Below are 19,909 nucleotides of genomic sequence, written 5' to 3'. Positions count from 1 at the left end.
ATTGTTTTGGAGGAGATTCCATGGAAACGAAAATCGATGAAATCGCCGAGGGCATCTACCGCCTATCGACCTATGTACCGGATATTGCTCCGCCCGTCGGCTTCACCTTCAACCAGTTCCTGGTCATGGGCGATGAGCCGCTCATGTTCCACACCGGTCTGCGGAAGATGTTCGCGCTCAACCGCGACGCGCTTGCCCGCATCATCCCGCCGGAGCGTCTTCGCTGGATTGGATTTGGCCATTTCGAATCCGACGAATGCGGCGCCATGAACGAATGGCTCACCGTTGCGCCGCAAGCAACGGCCGCGCACGGACAGACAGGCGTCTACGTGTCGCTCAACGATTTCGCGGATCGTGCGCCGCGGGTGCTGAAGGATGGCGAGGTGATCGACATGGGCGGCGGCAAGCGCGTGCGCTTCATCGATACACCGCACACGCCGCATGGTTGGGACGCCGGCGTCATGTACGAGGAATCGACCGGCACCCTGCTCTGCGGCGATCTGTTCACCCAACTCGGCAACGACCGCGCGCTGACCGACGGCGATGTTGTCGGCCCCGCGATCGCCGCCGAGGATCTGTTCAAATATTCGGCACTCAATCCCGGCATGGGCACGACCATCCGCGAGCTTGCCAAGCTCGCGCCGCGCACGCTGGCGCTCATGCATGGCCCATCGTTTGCCGGCGACGGTGCTTTGGCCCTGCAGGCGCTTGCCGACGACTACGACCGCCGCGTCTCGGACCGGATGCTCGAAACCATGCAAAGCCTGGCAGCATGAATACGCTCCTGGCGTTAGCGGTTGTTGCAGCTAGGGCCCTTCAGTACGATCAGAGTGGAAGATCACGGCCATGATCATCACCCAGATCATCGTGCTGCGCGAAAACCAGACCCGGCGCGGCTTGCGCGCCGGCTTCACGTTCTTGCGCCAGCGATCAGCCTGATCAGCCCCAATATTGAGTTGCATCAGCCATCCTCCGCGCTGGACAACAGTATGTCGCTGAAAGTCCGTTGAGCGCAAGCAGGTGCTAATATAGAGGTGACCGCCTTGAGCCCGCTAATGCCAAAGGCAGACCTTGACGTCCTTCCCGACATAGCAAGCGCCTTCGCGGCGAAGGTCTTCCCATCTTTCGTCGCCGTGGGTCGCCTCAATATCTGAGTTCGAATAGCCTGCCCAAGAATCTCCGTCCTTGTAGACAGCCGCCCAGTAATCCTTCGACATCTCACCGGCCCCGCTATGCGTGTCGGGATAGTCGATACCGGCGAAAACCTGCTTTGGTCCCTGGATGTTGGTGCTCAACCACAGCTCGGGCGGTACGATCGGCTCCTACAGCCTCAACGCCCGCTGCGCCGCCGGCTCGGCGACGATCGACGTCCGGAACAATACCGGCGGCTCCCTCTCGGAAGCCATCGTCATCCAGTTCGCGCTCGTCAAAGCAGTGAACGCGCAAGCAGCCAGGCGCAAAGCCCGGCCATGATAAGCGAGGCGGTCATTCCGATCAGATCGCCTTGCTTCCACCTCCAAAGCGCGCTGGCGAGGCAGGCAAGGCCGACAGCGCCGATGTAGAACGCAACCAACCTAGCCGCCGCGGCGGAGGGCCTCTCTAAAACGCTTTAGACCGAGGGCTGTGACCTTGTTGCGAAGATCCCCGAGTGTGCCAGGGATCAAGTGACCGTTGGGACATTTGATCTCCGCATCGTTCGGCGCCCGCGGCTCCCAGTCGGCAAAAACCTCACCACATTCCTTGCAGGTATATTCGTCCGCTATTTTGGCCTCTTCGGTGCCTTCTGGGGCCTTTCTAATTCGATCTGTCACTGTTTCCTCCTTCAATGGCCGCGCGCTATCCTGACGTGCTCATACAGCGTCGGTACAGCATCCCAATGATAGACGCTGCCCGACTTGGTGGTGATGAACGCTCCCGGCCTGTGCTTTTCTTCGAGCGTTTCCATCACGAATGTAAGAGCGGCCGACAGGCGATCGAATGCGCGCGTCTCCTTAGCCTCCAAGGAGCCTGATCTCCTGCCTTCTCCAAACGCTACGTTGGCGGACTCGTCGAGGTCGACGGGCTCAAGTCTCTCGGCCATATACCTGTTCCTTCTTTCTCAAAGCAACTATTGCGGTGTCGGCGTAAGGCCTGCGGGGAAGCGCTCGAAGTCCCGGATATCGAGCACAACTCCGGTCAGACCAGCCCAACCCCACGCCGCGCTCTGAACTTCTGGCATGCCGCGCTCGAGCTCGCGCCACATGTCTCGGCCGAGTTGGCGAAGATCGGGGTTGTTCGCGGCGCGCACAGTGTGCAGCCAAACAAAATAACCAGCCGCGAGTTCCGGCCGGCCGTCCTTCTGCAGCGTCTTGATAATTTGCCCGATCTGCAACGTCAGTGTCGGGTTCGCCATCTCCGCTAGGCCAGGCTCCATCAGATCCCATTTAAAACGCTCTGCCGCATGGTGGCGGTGATGCGTGGCGGTGGCGAGGATCATGCCAAGCTCCTCGCTATCTATAGCGCGCAACCGGCTGACGAACTCTTGCAATTCTCTTGCTTGGGTGTTTGTCGCCCATTTTTGGACCTTGCCCGATAGCCAGCCCATGGTCAGTACCTCCCCGTTTCTAGAAACTCCGAGAGAACCCAGCCTTTTCCTGGTCGACAAAGATGAGAAACTCCCGGCCCAATTCGGTGATGTTGACTGAGGTGCCAATGTTCTCTGCCACGCCGGTGGTTTGCAGAAAGCGGAACCACTGCTGAAATTCGATGTCGCTGTAGAATTGAGGGTAGCGGGCTTTTACGCTTTCAAAGTAGAGCGTCGCTTGGTCAAGCGAAGTCTGACCGCCATTGTCGCGTAGCCGCTTCAGCCCTTCGACTTGGCTTCCGAAAATGGACGCGAACACTCCTTCGAAATGCCTCGCCAGCCGAGCGACCACCAAATGTTTCACCAAAATTTCCATGCGGTGGTCGGGCTCGATCTTCTTCAGGTCATTTAAGATCGTTTCCTCGACGGCGCGCTGAGCGGGCGTAAGTGTCGAGGGCACCAGTTGCAGTTCCTTCAGTTTGCCGGGCGTTTCCACATCCTGAACACGGAACGTGACACCGGTCGGCCCCGCGGAAATGATCTCCCTGAACTTGCTTCGTATCTCCTGCCGGAAGATGAACGCTACCAATACGATCGCCACGGGCCAGCCGAGACCAACCAGCAGATCGATGAACATCCTCAGCGCGTCCTGCCACGCACATGCAGGAGTGTGCTGGCTCCAGGGGAACGTCCACGTCAATGTGCTTTTTCCTCTATTGGCCGTTTGGAGGAGTGAACATGCGTTCCTCACTGTGGCCGCATTTGTCACACTTGAGGGTGCGCATCTGTTTGCCTGCCCATCCAAAATGCTCGTGAGGTCGGGAAGACGCTACCTTGAGCCGGCCGCCATCGCAGATCGGACAAGCATCTCCTGACAAGAAAGTCGCGACCCTTTCCTCAAGCCTTTTGATCTGCTGTTCCTGCTCATGGATGGTCTCTCTAGCGTCTGACAGCGCTATCTTCACATCGGCTAATGTGCCGTAGAGATCCGCCATCTGTGCTTTCAGTGACGCCTGATCGAACCCCTTATCGATGTCTCGAAGGTCTTTTACGATCCCCGTTGCTTGGCCCAAAAATGTAAGGCCCGTCGCAATATCCATTGTTGTTTCCTCCCAGCCTCGCTCAAATGAGCACCTCGGAAGAACAAACACAAGCCGCACCCCCGCACGGGGCGGTGCTTGTTTTTTAACCTTGATGAGCGCATGCTGTCCGTGGGTGTGGAAACCCGGACTAGGACTGTGCCGCACATTCCCTGGCAGGAATTGCCCTGACGCCTGGCAGCGTTGGGCAGCGGCGAGAGTGCACCGGTTTGGTGCACAACGGACGTGCTTGGCGGCACGGCTCCGAACCCGACCTTTATGGCCGGGGGCGAGCGTGCTGTCCAGAGGGAAACCTTAAAAGCGTTCGACCTGTCGTCCTGGCAGGTTTCCACCCCCCGGCTTTCGGTCCGTCACCGATGCTGGCGAAGCTGCCCATGTGCAGTTTTTCGCCGCCGGGTGTGGAAACCCGGTTCCAACCAGGATGAAGAACCAATGGAAACCATCCAACTATCGCTCAACCCGCGCGATCGGCTTGAGCTTTCCACCACCATCGAAAACCTCATCAACATGCTCGATGCGCTGGAGCCGGATCCAGATCTCGAGCCGTCGGTCGGCTGGGCCGAAAATGCCGGCAAGGGCATCACCGAGGGCCAGAACCTTGACGATCGCGAGAGCAATGTTGCGGGCGATGGGCATTATATCCCCGGCCGCTATGGCTCCGGCTCCGAACTGGAACTCGACAACTCGGACTATGAGGACGGTACTGACGCCGAGAGCGGCAACTGGGTGGAACACTGCAGCCAAGGGGCCGATGAATACCGTCGACGGTATTGGAGAGGCGCCGGGCTATGAGCACGCTCGACTGGATGTTCCTCGGGACGGTGCTCGCCGGCTGGCTGGCGCAACGCCTCATCGCCGGTTGAACGTCTGAATGTCTTGTCGACACGACATGGCCCGCTGCCGATGGTGGCGGGCTTTTTGTTGGCCTGCTATCTAGCGCTCATGGTCAAGAACAAGCAGCCGGCCGACCATCACTTCGTGCCGCAACTCCTTCTCCGGAATTTTGTCGACCATGCTGGCGACTTACACGTCTATGACCGCCGTACGCCTCAGAGAGGTGTGTTCTACAACCCGCCTCAAAAGGTTTTCTTCGAAAGCCAGCTTTACACCGCTTATGAACGAGACCTGTCTAAGAACGTCGATCTTGAGTTGGCCTTTGCGAGCCTGGAGGGCGTTCTCGCACCGGTAGTTGAACGCATCGTCGAGGGAGCAAGGCAGGGCGAGATCGTGGCGCCCCATCCTGGCGAGCGTCAGTTATTAGCCCTCTACACATACTACCAGTGGAAGCGCGTACCGGACAATTTTAAGCAATATGCAAGCCTGGCAACGATCCGCGTGGACGGCGAGGAGGCGCTCCGCCGGTTTGAGGCCGAGTTTGGGACATTGGACGACCAAGAGAGAGAACATTTCCAAAGGGACGAGACTTGGCGGCGTATGCTCCAAAATGTGCGAAGGGACGTAATTGCGAGAGGCAACCCGGCGATCGTTGAGGCCATCAACAACAAGAACCTGTGCATCGTTCGCGCTTCCAACCCGAAACATGCTTTCGTCATTTCGAGCTACCCAGTCTACAAACTACACCACCCAGGCCGAGCGAACCTAGACGATCCTGAACTCGAAATGTGGTTTCCTATCGCCTCCGAGGTGTCTCTCGTCTGGGTAGGGCATGGTGGTGATACCCTTTTCAAGCCGCTATCTGACGGCGTCGAGATACGGAGGCTCAATAAGTGCGCCGCGGCGAAAGCGAACATGATCGCCTCCCGCTCGCCTGAACTTACAGCATCACTTGCAAGCTCTGTTGGGAGTCAAATGTAGGCTGGCCTCGTCTGGAGGCTCGTTCACGTCGCGTGCTGCTCGGCTTGCTCTGCTGCCTTGATCCCACGATCGATCTTGGCTGTCAGCACAAACAGGAAATTTCCCAAAGCCTCGGCAAACTCAACCGACTGCTTAGCCTCATCAGGCGAGACGTGTGGCTTCTCCGCGTCCGCATGCCGAGGGCGGTTCGACCCTAGCCTCACCGAATGCGCCCATTTGGCCATGCCTTCGGTTAGCAGATGCTGTTTTAGTGCCTCATCAATGCGCGCATAGAGACTGCCATCAACTAGCTTATGGAATTTCAGCATCGCATCCACCGCGCTTCCCGCCATGACGGCAGCAGCGTCGGGTGCGTGGAGCGTTTCGAACGCTTGCTGCAAAAACGACCTCGCCGGTTGCGGGATATCGTCGTGCGCACGTTTGGCGTCGGGAAACAGTTCAAGGACAGGCATTTGCCCGTTATTTTGGAGCGTCATGGTCGCTGAGACCACGCCGCTGCAGCTGTTGCAACGGTAAGTAGCCCAACCTTCTTGACCGCCTGCGAGCCAGACATCCGACCATATTTTGTAAAAGTTCGGGCTAGCAATGGCGCAATGTGGACACCTGCCAACCTCAAGCAATTTATCGCCCGGTCCCATCCCTTCCTTAAAATGGACCACTGTGCTGTAAGCCAACTTAGTCTCCCGTCCGATGTAGGTAATTTTGTACGCAAGACCGAAAAAAGAGGAAAATCGAGTAAATTCAACTCGATATGGCGGAGAGGGAGTCCGCCCAACTATTATCCACGATTGCACTCTATTGTCCTTCAACCTATTGCAAATAGGTGATTTTTCTTTACATATCGGCTTCTACTATCTACCATTGTTCGCCGTTATCCCCACTCGAAAATGGGGAAGGAATTGGGGAAGCAATGGCCCGTACTCTTCAAAAGCTCTCTGACGCCAAAGCTAAGTCAGACTCGCTCAAGCATGGCCGCCACAGCGACGGTGGCGGGCTCTACCTCAATGTCTCGCCGTCGGGTTCGAAATCCTGGCTTTTCATGTGGGTCAGGAACGGCAAACGGCGGGAAATGGGTTTTGGTGCATATCCGGCTATTACGCTGGCCAGCGCCCGAAAAAGAGCTGGCGAATACCGGGCTGCGGTCGCGGAAGGTCGCGATCCGATTGCCGAGAAGGCCAAGGAAGCGGAACCGACTTTCGGCGAATGCGCCGACAAGTTTCTTGCTTCGATGGAACCTTCTTGGCGGAACGATAAGCATCGCGCTCAATGGCGAATGACGTTGACTGAGTACTGCGAGACCATTCGCTCGAAACGAGTCTCGGAAGTCGGCACGGACGAGGTGCTGGAAGTCCTTCTGCCGATCTGGAGCAGCAAACCCGAGACGGCATCTCGGCTTCGTGGCAGGATTGAGCGGGTTCTTGACTATGCCAAAGCGAAGGGATGGCGCATAGGCGAAAACCCTGCCTTGTGGCGGGGGCATCTCAAGAACGTCCTCCCGGCCCGTCAAAGGCTTTCAAGGGGGCACCATGCAGCCATGCCGTATGTCGATGTTCCGGCTTTCGTGCAGCGTCTTCGCGATTCCGACGCCATGGCGGCAAGGGCGCTTGAATTTCTCATCCTGACGGCGGCCCGGTCCGGTGAAGTCTACGGTGCCGAATGGTCGGAATTTGATCTCGACAAAGCCACCTGGGTCATCCCGGCAGATCGGATGAAGGCTGCTACGGAACACCGAGTGCCGCTCTCGAAGTCGGCATTGGCCATCGTCAAATCACTGTACGAAAGCCGGGTGTCCAAGTTTATCTTTCCGGGGCAGCGTGCAACCGATCAGCGGACAGACTGGCCGCTGTCCTCCTCGGCAATGGAAATGCTGATGCGGCGCATGAAGGTTGACGCATATACCGTTCACGGGTTCCGATCCGCATTCCGGGATTGGGCGGGCGACGAGACGGGGTTCCCCCGTGAGATAGCGGAGGCGGCACTGGCTCATCGTGTCGGCGATGCGACCGAAAGAGCATATCGACGCGCCGATGCCGTGGAGAGACGGCGGAAACTGATGACGGCCTGGGCAGAATTTCTGAACAAGCGCGCCGTCGCCAAAATGTGACCTGCCAAACTGCGCTGATGCGCTCATAACCCGGCTCGTTTTGCACGGTGCCTAATTATTGTCGTCCCGTCGGCACTGAGAAGCGTCGTGCCTAGATGGGGCACGGGCCTACCTCGGCGTCGCCAAGGAGGCAAACCCAGGATCGCAGGCCATAACATCAGATTACTATTTCTGGAAAAGAAGAATAGATTAGGCCGACCGCTTGTCGGCCTCCACTTTTTGTATTTTCAGACTTTGCAGTCCGTCAATTGGTCTGATAGTGTACTATTGAACAGGGTTGATCCTAAGCAAAAGATCGAACCTTTCCCGCCTGGCTGACCTCGTTGTCGTCCAGACGCGCAGCCAATGCCGAATGTTTCATGGAAAACAATCGCGCTTGGCCTCTTAATTCCGGCAAACGAAATGTAGATTTGCCCGGAGAAATCAGTCACTCCCTTAGTTCTGGAGTATTCCATGCTTTCCGTGGAAAGTTGGCGGCACGCCTATACCATAAAGGAATTTTCCCGCATTTACGGCGTCAGCCGTTCCTTCATCTACAAGGAGGTCGCGCGAGGGAATCTCGAAGTCAGGAAGGCCGGTCGGCGCACCCTTATCCTATCGGATGTGGCGGATAGGTGGCTTCAGTCCTTGCCTGTCGGCGCCGTACGGCAGTATGGCGAGCACTTAAAAGACGAGAACGATCCCTATCATTCTGGCGATCAAGCACAGTCGCCCTCTGGAGGTAGGAGGCGCTGATGATCGACTTTGATCGCATCAACGCCGCCTCGCTGACGGCACTGCCTTCCTTGCTGGCAAGGTGGCTCCCGGACGGCCGGCGCAGCGGCCACGAATGGGTCGCCCTGAATCCCACGCGTGCTGACGGTCATCCAGGTTCGTTCAAGGTGAACATGAACACGGGCAAATGGGCCGACTTCGCTGTCGGTGAAAAAGGTCGCGACCCGATTAGCCTGGCGGCCTATCTCTTCGGCCAGTCGCAGGCCGAGGCAGCCCGCAACGTCGCCAGGATGGTCGGCCTTTCCGAGACGGGCGCAACGGTGGGCATGAACGAAACCTTCGCGCCTCGGGACGCAGAGTCTCGCGCCAGCGCCGATGCCGTCGGCCACAGTGACGATCAGTGGCGTCCGATTCTCCCGGTGCCGGCGGATGCGCCGGCGCTCAGCACCGATACGACCGGCCGCTTCGCCCCGACCGGTTTCGTCTTCACAGCCCACTGGCGCTATCTCGACGGCGAGGGTCGGCTTCTCGGCTACGTCGTCCGCTACGACCGTCCGGCCAACGGCCAGCCCGCCGACAAGCAGGTTAAGCCTTTCACCTTCTGCGAAGGGCCAGCTGGCAAGCGGGAATGGCGGTGCAAGGGCTTCTCCGAACCTCGCCCACTCTATGGCCTCGACCGTCTCGCCGTCCGCCCTGAAGCTCCGGTGCTCGTGGTCGAAGGCGAAAAGACCGCCGACGCTGCCGAGAAGATCTACAAGCACTTTGTGGTGGTGACATCGCCCGGCGGATCGAATGCGGCCGACAAGGTTGACTGGTCGCATCTCAAGGGTCGCAAGGTAACGATCTGGCCGGACAATGACGAGTCGGGAGAGGCTTACAGCGGGTGTGTCGGGCGTCTGGCAGTGGATGCGGGTGCGCAGCTCGTGTCGGTCGTCCAGCTGCCGGCTCAGTTTCCCGAAAGCTGGGACCTAGCCGACCCGATCCCTGCCGGTTATTCGTTAGACAGCCTCGTTGAACTGATAAAGACGGCGAGGCCGACAGACACTTCCGGGTCCGACTGGCCCGCTCACGATGGTCGCTATCTGCACCCCGGATTGCCTGAGCCGCCGACGCCGCCCCTGGACGACGTGTTTTTGCCCGCGTGGGTAAAGTGGATGCGCAATGCCGCCGAAGCGAAAGGCGCACCCACTGACTATATCGTGGCCGCTACTCTGACCGTCTGCGGTTCCCTGATCGGCAACACGCGGTGGTCGCAGCCTTGGAGCGGCTGGAGCGAACCGCCTGTGTTGTGGGCCGTCACGATCGGTAACCCGTCCGCCGGCAAGTCGCCGGCACTCGACGCAGTTCTCACACCCTTGAGGAAGGTCGAGCGGCGTCTCGGGGAGAAGGCACGAGTCGAACTCGACGATTGGAACGTAAGAGCCGATCTGGCGAAACTGGCCGAAAGTGAATGGAAGGACTCCATAAGGGCGGCATTGAAGGCCGGCGAGGAACCGCCTCCGCGCCCGGCCAGCGCGAGCCCCGGACCGGCTCCGGTCTTGCCCCGGCTTGCCGTTTCCGACGCCACCGTCGAGCGGGTTGCTGTTATCCTGGCTGCACAGCCACGCGGGTTGTTGCTCGCCCGCGACGAACTGGCAGGATGGCTGGAGAGCATGAAGCGGTATACCAGCTCGTCCGATCAGCCGTTCTGGTTGGAAGCGTATGGCGGCAGAGCCTACACGGTTGAACGTATTAACCGCGAGTCGATTTCCGTTGACCGGCTGTCCGTTGGCGTGATCGGTGGAATCCAGCCCGACCGCATCCGCAATCTTATCCTCAGAACAGATAACGACGGCTTGCTCGCGCGTCTTCTCCCGATCTGGCCGAACCCTGTCCCGGCGAAGCGGCCGGGTGCTCAGTACGATGAAGCATTCATCGAAAACGTAGTCCATCGGCTCCTGTCGCTCGACATGCCGGACGACAGCGAGGGTCGCAAGTTGCCGTCGTCCATCCCCTTTACAGAAGATGCAGCAAACCTTCTCGTTGAATTTCGGCAGACCGTCCAGATGTGGGAAAAAGGAGTCGAAGGACTGCTCCTGTCTTTCATCGGCAAACTGCCGGGAATGGCGGTTCGGCTGTCTCTGATCCTTGCATTTATGGACTGGGCATCCAGTGAGGCCGATCAGCCTAGCTGTATCGACACGGAACATTTCGGTAGGGCTGCTCATCTGATTGAAGCTTATCTGCTTCCGATGGCGCGCCGCTCCTATGCCGACGCTTCAATTTCGAAGGAGGAGAGGTCAGCGCGCGAGTTGGTGGCGCTGATACGCAGCAGAGGTTGGCGGGAATTCTCCTCCCGGGACGTGCAACGGTCGGGGCATGCGGGACTGACATGTGCGGAGAACATAAACTCTGCGCTCAGGATTCTTGAAGACGCCGACCTCATCCGCCCCATCACCGCCGCCTCCGGTCCGCTAGGTGGTCGGCCAATACGCCGCTTCGGCGTCAATCCGGCCATGTTCGCAAGCGCAACATGACACGCTGGCTGGAAGCCGTTCTTAGGGCCCGGGCCGCTTCAGACAAAACCGACATAACCGACAATACCGGCGCCGAGATTGCACCCGACGCCTTTCAGCATAGCGAGAAGAAGGTTTTGTCAGTTTTGTCGGTTGTGTCTGGCAGAGACATACTTGGCGAAGATACTACCGAGCCTGCGGCCCATCTACCACACTCCGACCCTGACCTGTATGCCAATGCCCTGCGCCGCTACGGGCCAATGTCCTACGGCATGGCGATGCAGCGAATGGGCTGGGGTGGCACTCGGGCCGGAGAGGCGGAGTCGGCGCTTCGGCAAGCCGGGCGCATTAGCTTCAATGAACAAGGCCGAGCCGTGCTACTGGAGGTAGCAATAGCTAGCGAGGTTGGGGTGGTTCCGCTCGGCGGCACGGCCGAAAAGGCACGAAAGAGCGAGAACTCAAAAATAGGCGAGATGACGGTCCGCGCCTCTGAAATTCTATTGCGCTAGCCAAAACGCGGCCCGGCCTGACCGCCGTGTAACCGACAGGACGTCGCATTGTGGAGGAGCACCGCTTTCCGTTCTGACAGCGTTCCGGCGCGCATTGTGGCTCCCCACGGCTTGCCGGGCCCAGTCCTCCCCGACTGCAGCTGCCGACCTTTGGGCGATCTAAGGGTTGCTAGACAGGAACATTGCAGCGCCTTTACGGTGAAAAAGTCAATAAATTCCAAAACTTATTCCGCGCGTGCGTCACGGCGAGCTAGCGGCGGTTGCTTCAGGTACTTGTCTTTGTCCTTGAGAATGTACTTACAGCTGAAACCAGGTCGCGGACATTGCACCGAATTTGAGCGTGTGTATGGACTTCGTACTCTCCATTCTGCACCCGGCGGCGCGCAAGCGGACCGCAGACGGACCCTGCTGGCAAGAACGGCTCGGCTAATCGTGTACGCCTCGCCCTACGGCACCGATGAAGCAACGCGGCTGTCTCCCCGCCGCCTTGCGCATCCTATTGCTCGGGATATGGCGACAGAAGGGCGGCAACTTCGTCATGGTAGACGATGAGATCGAAGGTGCGGTGAGTGCGATCCCACTGGAGGCCCCGGCCGCAGACTATAGCTGTCATGAAGTCGTCGTGGCGTGGCACGGTTCTTGGACGTGTGGACGGAGTGGCCCAGCAGGCAGCGCGCCTAGGGTAAGACTCTGCCTGCCCTACATGTAAGACTGATCCAGGCGGTTTGATCTCAATGTGGAGTCCCAGGCGGTAGCCAGATGCAAGCTCGAAAATAAGTAGGATATCCGTCTCGATCCCGCTTCCTATCTTGCATCCACATCGTGAATCTTTTCCGCAAAAGCAGTTGAACCAAAACGGATTCTTTATGGTCGGGCTTCGTAGATTGCGATGTTCGTCGACCAGAATGCAGGCATCTCGCGCGTCGTTCGAGTACCGTGTTTGACGGAAAAACCAATGGCGGAATTCCTGACCACCGATTAGAGCGTTTGCGATCGGACGTGCGTATTTGAGTTCTGCGTCTGAATAAGGGGCCATTTACAGACAACTCCTAATCGCCAGCGCTATGGCACTGGCCTTCTCCTCGTACGATCGTCCGCGTGCGCTTGGATGGCAGGTGCTGATCGCCTTCACGCCATGCCGGTAGCAGGCGTTGGCTGCTGCGTCTCCGAGTGCTATCACCTTCCTGCCCGCGAGCTCGTATTTCGTTACGGCATCGAACGAGATGTCCAGGTATCTAGCGGAGATACCTTGAGAGCGTGTAGTCGGCAGCAACTGGAATGCCTGCGTCACATAGAAATCTGACCTCCTCCTCCGAAGCATCTTAGACAACGCGATTTCGAGCACTTCATTGAAGGCCATCCCGGGCAGGAAACCGCATTGTCTCAAGATGGGCTGGTTCAGCCTCGCCGACGGAGCGTCCAACCAGTTGTAGGCAAGTAGGACGGGGCCGGTCATCGACCGAGATGAGATTTGATATGGACTGACCCAGTCTCCTTCCATGCCGACATCTGCCAGGTTGCAGAAGCCATCGATACGGAGGTTTCGGCGTCTCTGGACGATTTCGTCGTATCTCATGATCCACCCTTCGTTCAACACAACCTCTCGCACGCCACGCCGTCGCCGTCCCGATCGAGCTTCCCGCCCCACGAGCAGTTCTGCAGATACCAGTTCGCCTCATCGCACGAGCTGATCTGCCTGCATGTCCGCCGCGGTTCGCACGAATAGCCGCTCTGCGCGACCAGCTTGCGGCTGACGATGCCGAATGGCTGGCTTGTCGGCGCCCCGTGGTCGGCGTGCGACACGCGCCAATCCCAAGGGGTTTCGAACTTGCCGACCCATATACCGACCTTCGCCGCTTCCGCTTTCGCCTGTTGCTGCGCATAGGCGCCGTGGCTGTAGCGCGACCAATCGAGCGCTTGGCCGTGCTCGACCATCCAAGCTGCCACGCTCGCGCCGTCCGCGCGCCGGCAGTCGCCGACGAAGCGGTGATAGCGGTCCCAGGTCACGAACGTGCACTGCACCGGCTTCGAGGTCGCCAGGAACGCGTCGAGCGCTTCGGCCGACCGCCGGCCGCAGGGATATTCGAAGCCCTTGGCGTCGTCGCAATACTGGCGGCTTTCAGGTGCATCGATGCCGTCGAAGCGGATTCGCTGACCGTGGACCTCGATTGTGTCGCCATCTATGACCGTTGCGATGCCAATGATAGGGTCCGGCTTGCTGCCGACCAAATTCTCCAGGTTGATCTCGTGCAGGCTGTGGCTGTGCTGCATGGCAGTCAGGAAGGCCAGGGCGCCGGCTGCTGCAATGGTTGCGAAGATCAGTCGCCCCGGCACGCTCGCCCATCGAAGTGCCCATGAACGCTTCGCGCCGGTGCGCTTACGCCACTGGTCAGACCGATTTTCGTACCGAGAGCGCTCTACCATCGGTCAACGCTCACAACCGATGCCGTCGTGATCGCGATCAAGTCGATTTGGATCCGACTCACCAGTGGGAACTGGCCCTTGCACGACTGGATTGTTTCCAGTGCCGCCTGCACAATCCAAGTCGCGGCCGCCGGAAGAACCCCTGCGGTAGCGCTGGACCACGGCAACGCTACGCGCCCCGTCACCCTCAATGTGGGTGTTGTTGCTGTTCGGATTGAACGGATCGACCGTCTGCAAAAGATGGTTGGTATTGTTGGCGTCCCCGGAAGCCAACGTCATCGTGTCGTAGTTGTTCAGATAGTCGGCGGCGCAGCCAGATACTGCGATCAGAACCGCAAGGCACAATAAAGTTCGCCGATACATTCTCCCCGCTCCCGAGCGGGAGGATGGCACGAGACGCTATCTTTTGCAAACTTGCTAATTTCGTAAGAATCAAAGCTGACAATCAGCTTGGTCACGAAGAACAGTGAACAGCTCAATCAGATGCTCGACACGTCCATAGCTTGACGGCATGATGCCTTCTCTCGGGAGGGGACATGCGCAAAATCATAGCAATCTCAACGGCCATACTTTTGGCCGCCTGCACGACGACGCAGCAGGCAAATACAGCTCTATCGACAAAATTCGCTGGGAGATCGGCAGATAGCTTCTTCTTACAGTACGGCCCGCCAGCGTCGTCCTACACCATGAATGATGGCAGACGCATGTATGTCTGGGCTGAGACGCAGCGTAATTTTCAGCTTCCCGGCAGTTCGACGTCAACGGTCAATGTGATCGGAAACACCGCCTATGTGAATACGACCACCACGCCAGGCGCCAACATCGCCATGCAATGTCAGGTTCGGTTGGTCGTCTCGAAATCGGGGATAATCGAGCAGATACAGGCGCAAAGCGATTCCATGGGCGTTTGGCAAACCAGTCGCTGCAACGAGGTCTTTGGAGGCTGAAGTTCCGGCCATTGCCCACTTGTCGCGTCCAGTGCTAGCCGCTTTCTGTAAATCCGATCTCGATAGAGCCCGCATCGTTGCCCCTCGGCCGGCTCTCTATTGCCGTAAGCGCAGCTCGGCGGCTAGACTAGAGCTTCGAGCGCCTCGACGTCAGGTGCGTAGGTTGCCGCGTGCGTTGGATAGCGCTCCTGCTGCTTTCGATAGCATCGTATCCCGTTCGGCAAGTCAGCGATCGGAAACGTTCCTGGCCATATGCCTTTCTCGAGCTTGAACGTGCCCGCCGTCGAATTGTATGTCGCAATCGCCTTCATGGGGGCGTTGTATGTTCCTGTTTGTGAAACAAAAGACCGGGCCGATCGTTTGCGATGAGCAAACAAGCGTTGTGCGCCATGCCCTCCACCTCTATCAGGAAAACCGAATACGATCCGGCAAGTAGGGTCTTATCCGTCTGGTTCGTGGCCAGCGGCAAGCGCTACGACTTTGAGGAGGTGCCGCCCGAGACGTATGCGGCGTTCCGGTCGGCATTCGTCAAAGGTCGCTATTTCAACCACCACATTCGCAATCACTTCCGGTATCGACTTATTTCGGACTAAGCGTCCATCTCAAGCGGTTTGTGCCCGGGCTGTTCGTGCCACATGACTTGGCGCAGGTCTCTCCGGTCCACTATCTGCCCGCAGGTCTCGCAGCGGTAGGTATCGGGCGTGGGAGGTGCGCCCGGCTGGTCGTGTGTGGTGAACGAGAAGGTTGGACCGAGTTCGGAGAGCTTGGTCATTTGGAAAGCTCCTCGACGGTTTGACGATTGCCGCTGATATCGCCTTAGCCTCGTTATGCAGCGACGGGCCGTAATGACCATTCACTTGGTCTTCACTCAGCAGAACGCCAGGCGGGCAATGCTCCTCGATTGTCGCCCTGATCAGCTGGAGCGCGGCGCGGCAATCCGGGTCGTTTATCCGGCTGCTGGTCATTTCGAGAAATCGCACGCCACGGGTTCCGCCAGACTGAACTCGAAGATACTGTTCTCTTCCTCATCGACGACCCGGAACCAATGCTCCTGCAAAGCTCTCGGTGAGATTGGCGCGCCAGCTACGCGCTCGGCTGCCTCTATTGGCTCGTCGACATCCACCGTTTGCGCTGAGACAACCTCTTCGCCGTACAGCTCTTCGACCTGATATCGAGGCATCTTGTCACCGCCGTCCGAAGGCTTTCGCCTCGCGCTCGAGCGTTTCGCGGTCATTGCCGTGCTTCTTAATCAGCTCGCGAACCTGCTGCGGCGTCAGCCCGACCTTCTGAGCGAAATGCTCCACCTCATAGTCTTCATCGCCGGAAATCCGATCGCGATCGCGGAAATCACTCTTGGTCTTGTCATCAGCCATGGCTGTTCCTCCTTGGCAGGAAAAACAGCGGCGATGTGCGAATGTTCCGTTTTTTAGAATTCTCTAACGGAACGCTTGCGGCTCTGTGATATTTAATCAAATCGTTCCGAGTGAGAGTGCATATGCGTAAGTCTGCCGGTGGGGATCGGCTTTCCTTTATTCGCCCGATGGAACCGGAGTTGGTCGAGCAGCCGCCCGCGGGGGTTGGGTGGAGCCATGAGGTTAAATTCGACGGCTACCGGACGCAGGTCATCAAGGATGCCGAAGGCATCCGCCTGTTCACGAAATCGGGGATCGACTGGACGGCCAAATACAAGCCGCTGGCCGCCGAGGCACAGGGGATCGAGGCGGCGAGCTTCATCATCGAGGGGGAGACGATCGTTATCAACGAAGCGGGGCTCTCGGACTTTCATGCTCTCCGTTCGGCCATTACCCGCCGACCGCAGGATCTCTATCTTGTCGCGTTCGACCTCCTGCACCTCAACGGCCACGACCTGCGCGACATGACGCTGAAGGACCGGCGCGAGGTCTTGCAAGCGCTGATACCTGCCGGCGGCCGCATTCAGTTCAGCGAGGCGCTGCCGGGCACCGGCGATGCGGTCTACCATCTTGCTTGCGAGGCGAACCTTGAGGGGATCGTCTCGAAGCGGCTGGACAGCGTTTATCGCTCCGGCTCGACCATGCAATGGCGCAAGGTCCAGTGCTACGTCGAGAAGGAAATGGATATCATCGGCGTGCAGCGAGAGGCGGGAAAACCAGCCATGGTGCTCATGGCTGACAAGGGGCACTACATGGGCGGCGCCTTCGTCACATTCAAAGCCGACAAGCGCCAGGCTCTGTGGGATCGCGTGCAGGGCAAGACCGGCGCACCGCCGCCCAAAGGTTTGGCGAGGGAAAAAGCCGAGTGGCTAAGACCCGGCCTTGTCGGCCGGGTGAAGTTTCTCAAGGGCGAGGACAAGCTGCGTCACGCATCCCTGAAGGATTTTTGGGAAGAAAAATAGGCTAGGTGGGATCAACTACGTCCGGCCCCGGAACCCCGGCCTCTTTCAGCGCCCGCGCGAGCTTCTTATACAAATTGGGGTGACCGCGCTTGCTTTCCTCATCTGCGCTAACCGTCGTATGAAACCAGCCCGAATGCGGCAGCGTCAGGTGGATGTGACCGGTTTCGACGTCATACCATGCGCCGATGCTGAGATAGGCTGTGTTGCCCCCTCGTTCGCTTTTGCGGATATCTTCGACCATGCCGCACTCCAATGCAATCGATCGGGGAACGATCAGTAGTGAGTCGAGCGCATAAAGCTATTTGCTCGCTCGCAGCCTGGCGCGCGCGATCGCCAACTCGGCTTCGACCCTGGCGTTGTCCTTCTGGGTCATGTTGTCAGCGGCGATCAAGCGGCGCAGTGATCGGATGACTTCGCCCCGCTGCCAACCGGCCTCTAACATGCAATCTACAATGGCCTGAAAGCCAGGTTCCATCGCTTCCTGGCAGTCAATCTCCCTGTCGTCGTAGCTGTCTTGCTGCCTTGGTCTGCTGATCATGCGTGGCCATCCACAGCGCTCTCGTCATCCACCGCGTACGGCACCGGCAGGTAGGCGTTAGCCACCAACCAATCGCCTACGATCGTCCGCACAAGCTCCGCCTTCGACATGCCCATCTTTGCCGCCAGGCTCGCAAGCGGCTCTTCCACGTTCGGATCGAGGACGAGGCCGGTGACATTCCTTAGCATCAGAGCCGCTCGCCTAAGCATGATCTGCAAATCCGCGCGGGAGACCTCGGCGATCTGGTCGGCCGCCGCTTCAAGGTCGCTGGCAATGGTCATACGGGACATCAACACCTCCATCACAGATAGCGCTCTCCTTCGGCTCTGTGCTCAAAGCAGAACCAATGAGGCTCCTGCTTCGGCTTGGCGAAGCCCCACCCTGCGTCCTTTCGCAGCCGTCGTGCTCGCAATAATGGTGCTGGACGCCTGGCTGCGTGGCGTATTCGGACCTAGGCAGTCGGATTTCGCCGCTCATAACAGCCTGATCGGCTCGATCAGCCCAGCGTGGTCGTTGGGCTGCTTGTTGATCGCCGCCGCGTTTACCTCGCGTCCAACGCGGTTGAATTGAAGCTGCCCGTCAATGTCGCGGGACAGCACATCCTTAAGGTCGCTCGTCGGCATCTCCGCATTCAGCCAGGCATCGTAATAGGCTGGATCGAGGATCAACGGCTGTCTGTCATGAAGCTGGCGCATTGGCTCGCCGGCCGGCTCGGTAATGATAGTGCAGCTCGTGATGTCCAGCGCCTTGTTGTAAGCCCAAAGGCCGGCGAAGGAGAAGGGCGCGTGGCCGGGCAGGAAGATGTGCCAAGGGTCCTTGCCGCGATCGGCGGGGCTGATGGTCCATTCGTAGAAGCCATCGGCAGGGATCAGGCAGCGCTTCGATTTGAACGCATCTCGAAAGGCGGGGGTGGTGTCGACCGTCTCGATACGCGCATTGAACATCGGCGCCTTGGGCATTTCCTTGGCCCAGAACGGCACCAGCCACCAGCGGCCGGTCCGAACCCTATGGTTCCCGTCATCCGCCGCGGTGACGAACGGCACCTCGTCGGTCGGGGCGATGTTGTAACGCGGCGCGTCGTTGCGGCCAGTATCGGCCGGCGCCGTGAGCCGGTAGAGCCGATGAATTTCCGACCAGGGTAGGTATCGGGTGTAACGTCCGCACATTGGCGCTGATCACTCCATGTCAGGCACGTCGCCACTCACGAATAATGTGTTCGGTGGGCCATAGTCTCCGAGCGCCGGATCGGCATCCCGGCTCCATGCGATGACGCCAGCGTGTTTGCCAGCCAATGCTTTCGCAGTACGGATCGCCCGCTCTTCGCTTTGCTGATCGGCCGGGCCGTACATGGGAAACAGCTCGCCGTCGTCGCCGCGGTCGAATGCGACAACGACAATGAGCTTCGGCTTTTTCTGCTCTGGAAGGACATGGATCGACATCAGAGTGCCTTTCAGTTGAGCGGCGCTGATCCGGCCTCAAGCGCGTCGATCGCGTCGAGCACCGCCTGGCGTTTTGGCTCGATAGGCTCTTCTGGGTGGAAGCGTGCGAGTGATAGCGAGGAATGGGCAACCGTTACAGCGCTGACGAGTTCCTGCGCTTTCGAACTGTCCGGAACCTCTGCAGTGGCGGAGAGCGCGAGGAAAAATACCCGATTGTCACTGGTCTCCCCTTGGCCATCCTCCGCCTGGATGATCTCGCGCATTCGTGCCAGCGCGGTTGTGCGGTCAGCTAGTTCCGTCTCGGGGTCGCTCAGCAGCTGTAGGCCGTGAACCTGCATGCGTTTCTCATCCGACCAGCCCTCGCAACAAGCTTCGATGGCGGCATTGCTTGCCGCCCACCAAACCTCCGCCGCAGCATACTCGTCTTCAGATGGCTCTTGGTCCGGCGGAAAGCCCATATCGTCCCATCGCTCGATAGCGGACGAGCCGCTGGCTGCGTCTTCTGCTGTCATGCCGGCTCGGTCGAGCACTGCTGTTGCAGCGGCAATACCACGCTGTTTTTCTTCAGGGGTGGCGCCCCTGGCATCCATCCTAATGTCCATGACCGGCCTCCTTGTGGCTGTCAGGAGTCTAGTGAACAAAATAGGAACATCAGAGTCAATAGCCTCTTGACCAGAGAGGAATATGTCCTCATTTCAGAGGATGCCGGAACAACCTGAAAAGTGGCCGCGAGGTCAGACTTGGACGCTAATGCATGCCCACGAGGCAGGCCAGATCGCGCGGATTTCCTGCGGCCATTGCCACATCACACGCCACTATAAACCCATCGAGCTGCGCGAGGTCATCGGGAACGTCACCATCGACGAGGTGCGAGCAAAGGTACGTTG

29 protein-coding genes are annotated in these 19,909 nt (G+C 58.8%); 11 read left to right on the top strand and 18 right to left on the bottom strand.

The annotated features are described in order from the left end of the window. The first annotated feature begins 20 nt into the window (after positions 1–20). Entirely contained in the window at positions 21–776 is a 756-nt protein-coding gene (locus LB520_RS08540; protein WP_224637164.1) for an MBL fold metallo-hydrolase, read from the top strand. 276 nt (positions 777–1,052) lie between these two features. On the opposite strand, the gene LB520_RS08535 is transcribed toward LB520_RS08540, so the two are convergent. Continuing rightward, complete coding sequence (locus LB520_RS08535; RefSeq protein WP_224637163.1) at positions 1,053–1,295, bottom strand: hypothetical protein; 243 nt, start codon at positions 1,293–1,295, stop codon at positions 1,053–1,055. Here LB520_RS08535 and LB520_RS08530 point away from each other — a divergent pair. Beyond that, the gene (locus LB520_RS08530; RefSeq protein ID WP_224637162.1) at positions 1,288–1,473 is read left to right on the top strand and encodes a hypothetical protein; all 186 of its coding nucleotides are present in this window, start codon (positions 1,288–1,290) and stop codon (positions 1,471–1,473) included. The two genes, LB520_RS08535 and LB520_RS08530, sit on opposite strands and share 8 nt — an antisense overlap. Positions 1,474–1,822: 349 nt before the next feature. On the opposite strand, the gene LB520_RS08525 is transcribed toward LB520_RS08530, so the two are convergent. The 4 genes from LB520_RS08525 to LB520_RS08510 all read right to left on the bottom strand — a co-directional run bounded on the left by LB520_RS08525 (position 1,823) and on the right by LB520_RS08510 (position 3,663). Next, entirely contained in the window at positions 1,823–2,080 is a 258-nt protein-coding gene (locus tag LB520_RS08525; protein ID WP_224637161.1) for a hypothetical protein, read from the bottom strand. A gap of 27 nt (positions 2,081–2,107) precedes the next feature. Further along, on the bottom strand, positions 2,108–2,584 hold the full coding sequence (locus LB520_RS08520) for a hypothetical protein (protein WP_224637160.1): 477 nt from the start codon (positions 2,582–2,584) through the stop codon (positions 2,108–2,110). 19 nt (positions 2,585–2,603) lie between these two features. After that, a complete protein-coding gene (locus tag LB520_RS08515) occupies positions 2,604–3,200 on the bottom strand; it encodes a hypothetical protein (RefSeq protein WP_224637159.1) in 597 nt (198 codons plus the stop codon). Between the two features lie 76 nt (positions 3,201–3,276). Beyond that, on the bottom strand, positions 3,277–3,663 hold the full coding sequence (locus LB520_RS08510; protein WP_224637157.1) for a hypothetical protein: 387 nt from the start codon (positions 3,661–3,663) through the stop codon (positions 3,277–3,279). A gap of 432 nt (positions 3,664–4,095) precedes the next feature. On the opposite strand from LB520_RS08510, the gene LB520_RS08505 reads away from it, so the two are divergent. Next, positions 4,096–4,455: a hypothetical protein gene (locus tag LB520_RS08505; RefSeq protein WP_224637156.1), complete on the top strand. Its 360-nt coding sequence runs from the start codon at positions 4,096–4,098 to the stop codon at positions 4,453–4,455. Between the two features lie 84 nt (positions 4,456–4,539). Further along, positions 4,540–5,478 (top strand): DUF4238 domain-containing protein, encoded by a 939-nt coding sequence (locus LB520_RS08500; RefSeq protein ID WP_224637155.1) that lies wholly within the window; start codon positions 4,540–4,542, stop codon positions 5,476–5,478. A 23-nt stretch (positions 5,479–5,501) separates the two neighbouring features. On the opposite strand, the gene LB520_RS08495 is transcribed toward LB520_RS08500, so the two are convergent. Continuing rightward, positions 5,502–6,152, bottom strand: coding sequence for a DUF4145 domain-containing protein (locus LB520_RS08495; protein ID WP_224637154.1), 651 nt, complete (start codon positions 6,150–6,152; stop codon positions 5,502–5,504). Between the two features lie 236 nt (positions 6,153–6,388). Between LB520_RS08495 and LB520_RS08490 the strand changes: the two genes are divergently transcribed. From LB520_RS08490 to LB520_RS08470, 4 genes are all read left to right on the top strand, one after another. Then, a complete protein-coding gene (locus tag LB520_RS08490; protein WP_224637153.1) occupies positions 6,389–7,582 on the top strand; it encodes a tyrosine-type recombinase/integrase in 1,194 nt (397 codons plus the stop codon). Positions 7,583–8,035: 453 nt separating this feature from the next. Continuing rightward, positions 8,036–8,317 carry a helix-turn-helix domain-containing protein gene (locus LB520_RS29345; RefSeq protein WP_224637152.1) on the top strand — a complete coding sequence of 94 codons (282 nt, stop codon included), beginning with the start codon at positions 8,036–8,038 and terminating at the stop codon, positions 8,315–8,317. Then, a complete protein-coding gene (locus tag LB520_RS08475; protein ID WP_318012081.1) occupies positions 8,317–10,812 on the top strand; it encodes a DUF3987 domain-containing protein in 2,496 nt (831 codons plus the stop codon). Before LB520_RS29345 ends, LB520_RS08475 begins: the two co-directional genes overlap by 1 nt. Next, complete coding sequence (locus tag LB520_RS08470) at positions 10,809–11,300, top strand: hypothetical protein (protein ID WP_224637151.1); 492 nt, start codon at positions 10,809–10,811, stop codon at positions 11,298–11,300. The genes LB520_RS08475 and LB520_RS08470 overlap by 4 nt, the downstream gene beginning before the upstream one ends. A gap of 1,036 nt (positions 11,301–12,336) precedes the next feature. Here LB520_RS08470 and LB520_RS08465 read toward each other — a convergent pair. The 3 genes from LB520_RS08465 to LB520_RS08455 form a co-directional block, all read right to left on the bottom strand. Further along, on the bottom strand, positions 12,337–12,876 hold the full coding sequence (locus LB520_RS08465) for a hypothetical protein (RefSeq protein WP_224637150.1): 540 nt from the start codon (positions 12,874–12,876) through the stop codon (positions 12,337–12,339). 14 nt (positions 12,877–12,890) lie between these two features. After that, on the bottom strand, positions 12,891–13,634 hold the full coding sequence (locus LB520_RS08460; RefSeq protein ID WP_224637149.1) for a thermonuclease family protein: 744 nt from the start codon (positions 13,632–13,634) through the stop codon (positions 12,891–12,893). 93 nt (positions 13,635–13,727) lie between these two features. After that, entirely contained in the window at positions 13,728–14,087 is a 360-nt protein-coding gene (locus tag LB520_RS08455) for an excalibur calcium-binding domain-containing protein (RefSeq protein WP_224637148.1), read from the bottom strand. A 173-nt stretch (positions 14,088–14,260) separates the two neighbouring features. Here LB520_RS08455 and LB520_RS08450 point away from each other — a divergent pair, with 173 nt between their 5' ends. Both LB520_RS08450 and LB520_RS08445 read left to right on the top strand, forming a co-directional pair. Next, positions 14,261–14,671 (top strand): hypothetical protein, encoded by a 411-nt coding sequence (locus LB520_RS08450; protein WP_224637147.1) that lies wholly within the window; start codon positions 14,261–14,263, stop codon positions 14,669–14,671. A 365-nt stretch (positions 14,672–15,036) separates the two neighbouring features. After that, entirely contained in the window at positions 15,037–15,264 is a 228-nt protein-coding gene (locus LB520_RS08445) for a KTSC domain-containing protein (RefSeq protein ID WP_318012080.1), read from the top strand. On the opposite strand, the gene LB520_RS08440 is transcribed toward LB520_RS08445, so the two are convergent. The 3 genes from LB520_RS08440 to LB520_RS08430 form a co-directional block, all read right to left on the bottom strand. After that, the gene (locus LB520_RS08440) at positions 15,261–15,443 is read right to left on the bottom strand and encodes a hypothetical protein (RefSeq protein ID WP_224637146.1); all 183 of its coding nucleotides are present in this window, start codon (positions 15,441–15,443) and stop codon (positions 15,261–15,263) included. The genes LB520_RS08445 and LB520_RS08440 overlap by 4 nt on opposite strands. Positions 15,444–15,632: 189 nt before the next feature. Next, positions 15,633–15,905 (bottom strand): hypothetical protein, encoded by a 273-nt coding sequence (locus LB520_RS08435; RefSeq protein WP_224637144.1) that lies wholly within the window; start codon positions 15,903–15,905, stop codon positions 15,633–15,635. Further along, complete coding sequence (locus LB520_RS08430; protein WP_224637142.1) at positions 15,856–16,044, bottom strand: DUF3606 domain-containing protein; 189 nt, start codon at positions 16,042–16,044, stop codon at positions 15,856–15,858. The genes LB520_RS08435 and LB520_RS08430 overlap by 50 nt, the downstream gene beginning before the upstream one ends. Before the next feature lie 122 nt (positions 16,045–16,166). On the opposite strand from LB520_RS08430, the gene LB520_RS08425 reads away from it, so the two are divergent. Next, complete coding sequence (locus LB520_RS08425; RefSeq protein WP_224637140.1) at positions 16,167–17,045, top strand: RNA ligase family protein; 879 nt, start codon at positions 16,167–16,169, stop codon at positions 17,043–17,045. A gap of 1 nt (position 17,046) precedes the next feature. On the opposite strand, the gene LB520_RS08420 is transcribed toward LB520_RS08425, so the two are convergent. The 6 genes from LB520_RS08420 to LB520_RS08395 form a co-directional block, all read right to left on the bottom strand. Further along, positions 17,047–17,286: a hypothetical protein gene (locus LB520_RS08420; protein WP_224637138.1), complete on the bottom strand. Its 240-nt coding sequence runs from the start codon at positions 17,284–17,286 to the stop codon at positions 17,047–17,049. A 57-nt stretch (positions 17,287–17,343) separates the two neighbouring features. Then, a complete protein-coding gene (locus LB520_RS08415) occupies positions 17,344–17,583 on the bottom strand; it encodes a hypothetical protein (RefSeq protein WP_224637137.1) in 240 nt (79 codons plus the stop codon). Further along, entirely contained in the window at positions 17,580–17,873 is a 294-nt protein-coding gene (locus LB520_RS08410) for a CopG family transcriptional regulator (protein WP_224637136.1), read from the bottom strand. The genes LB520_RS08415 and LB520_RS08410 overlap by 4 nt, the downstream gene beginning before the upstream one ends. Positions 17,874–18,056: 183 nt before the next feature. Beyond that, on the bottom strand, positions 18,057–18,749 hold the full coding sequence (locus tag LB520_RS08405) for an SOS response-associated peptidase (RefSeq protein WP_224637135.1): 693 nt from the start codon (positions 18,747–18,749) through the stop codon (positions 18,057–18,059). Positions 18,750–18,758: 9 nt separating this feature from the next. After that, positions 18,759–19,022 carry a hypothetical protein gene (locus LB520_RS08400; protein ID WP_224637134.1) on the bottom strand — a complete coding sequence of 88 codons (264 nt, stop codon included), beginning with the start codon at positions 19,020–19,022 and terminating at the stop codon, positions 18,759–18,761. 11 nt (positions 19,023–19,033) lie between these two features. Next, a complete protein-coding gene (locus tag LB520_RS08395; RefSeq protein ID WP_224637133.1) occupies positions 19,034–19,624 on the bottom strand; it encodes a hypothetical protein in 591 nt (196 codons plus the stop codon). Positions 19,625–19,909 lie beyond the last annotated feature (285 nt).

The organism is Mesorhizobium sp. CA12, assembly GCF_020165255.1.
Classification (GTDB): domain Bacteria; phylum Pseudomonadota; class Alphaproteobacteria; order Rhizobiales; family Rhizobiaceae; genus Mesorhizobium.
This window is presented reverse-complemented; position numbering and strand designations above follow the sequence as displayed.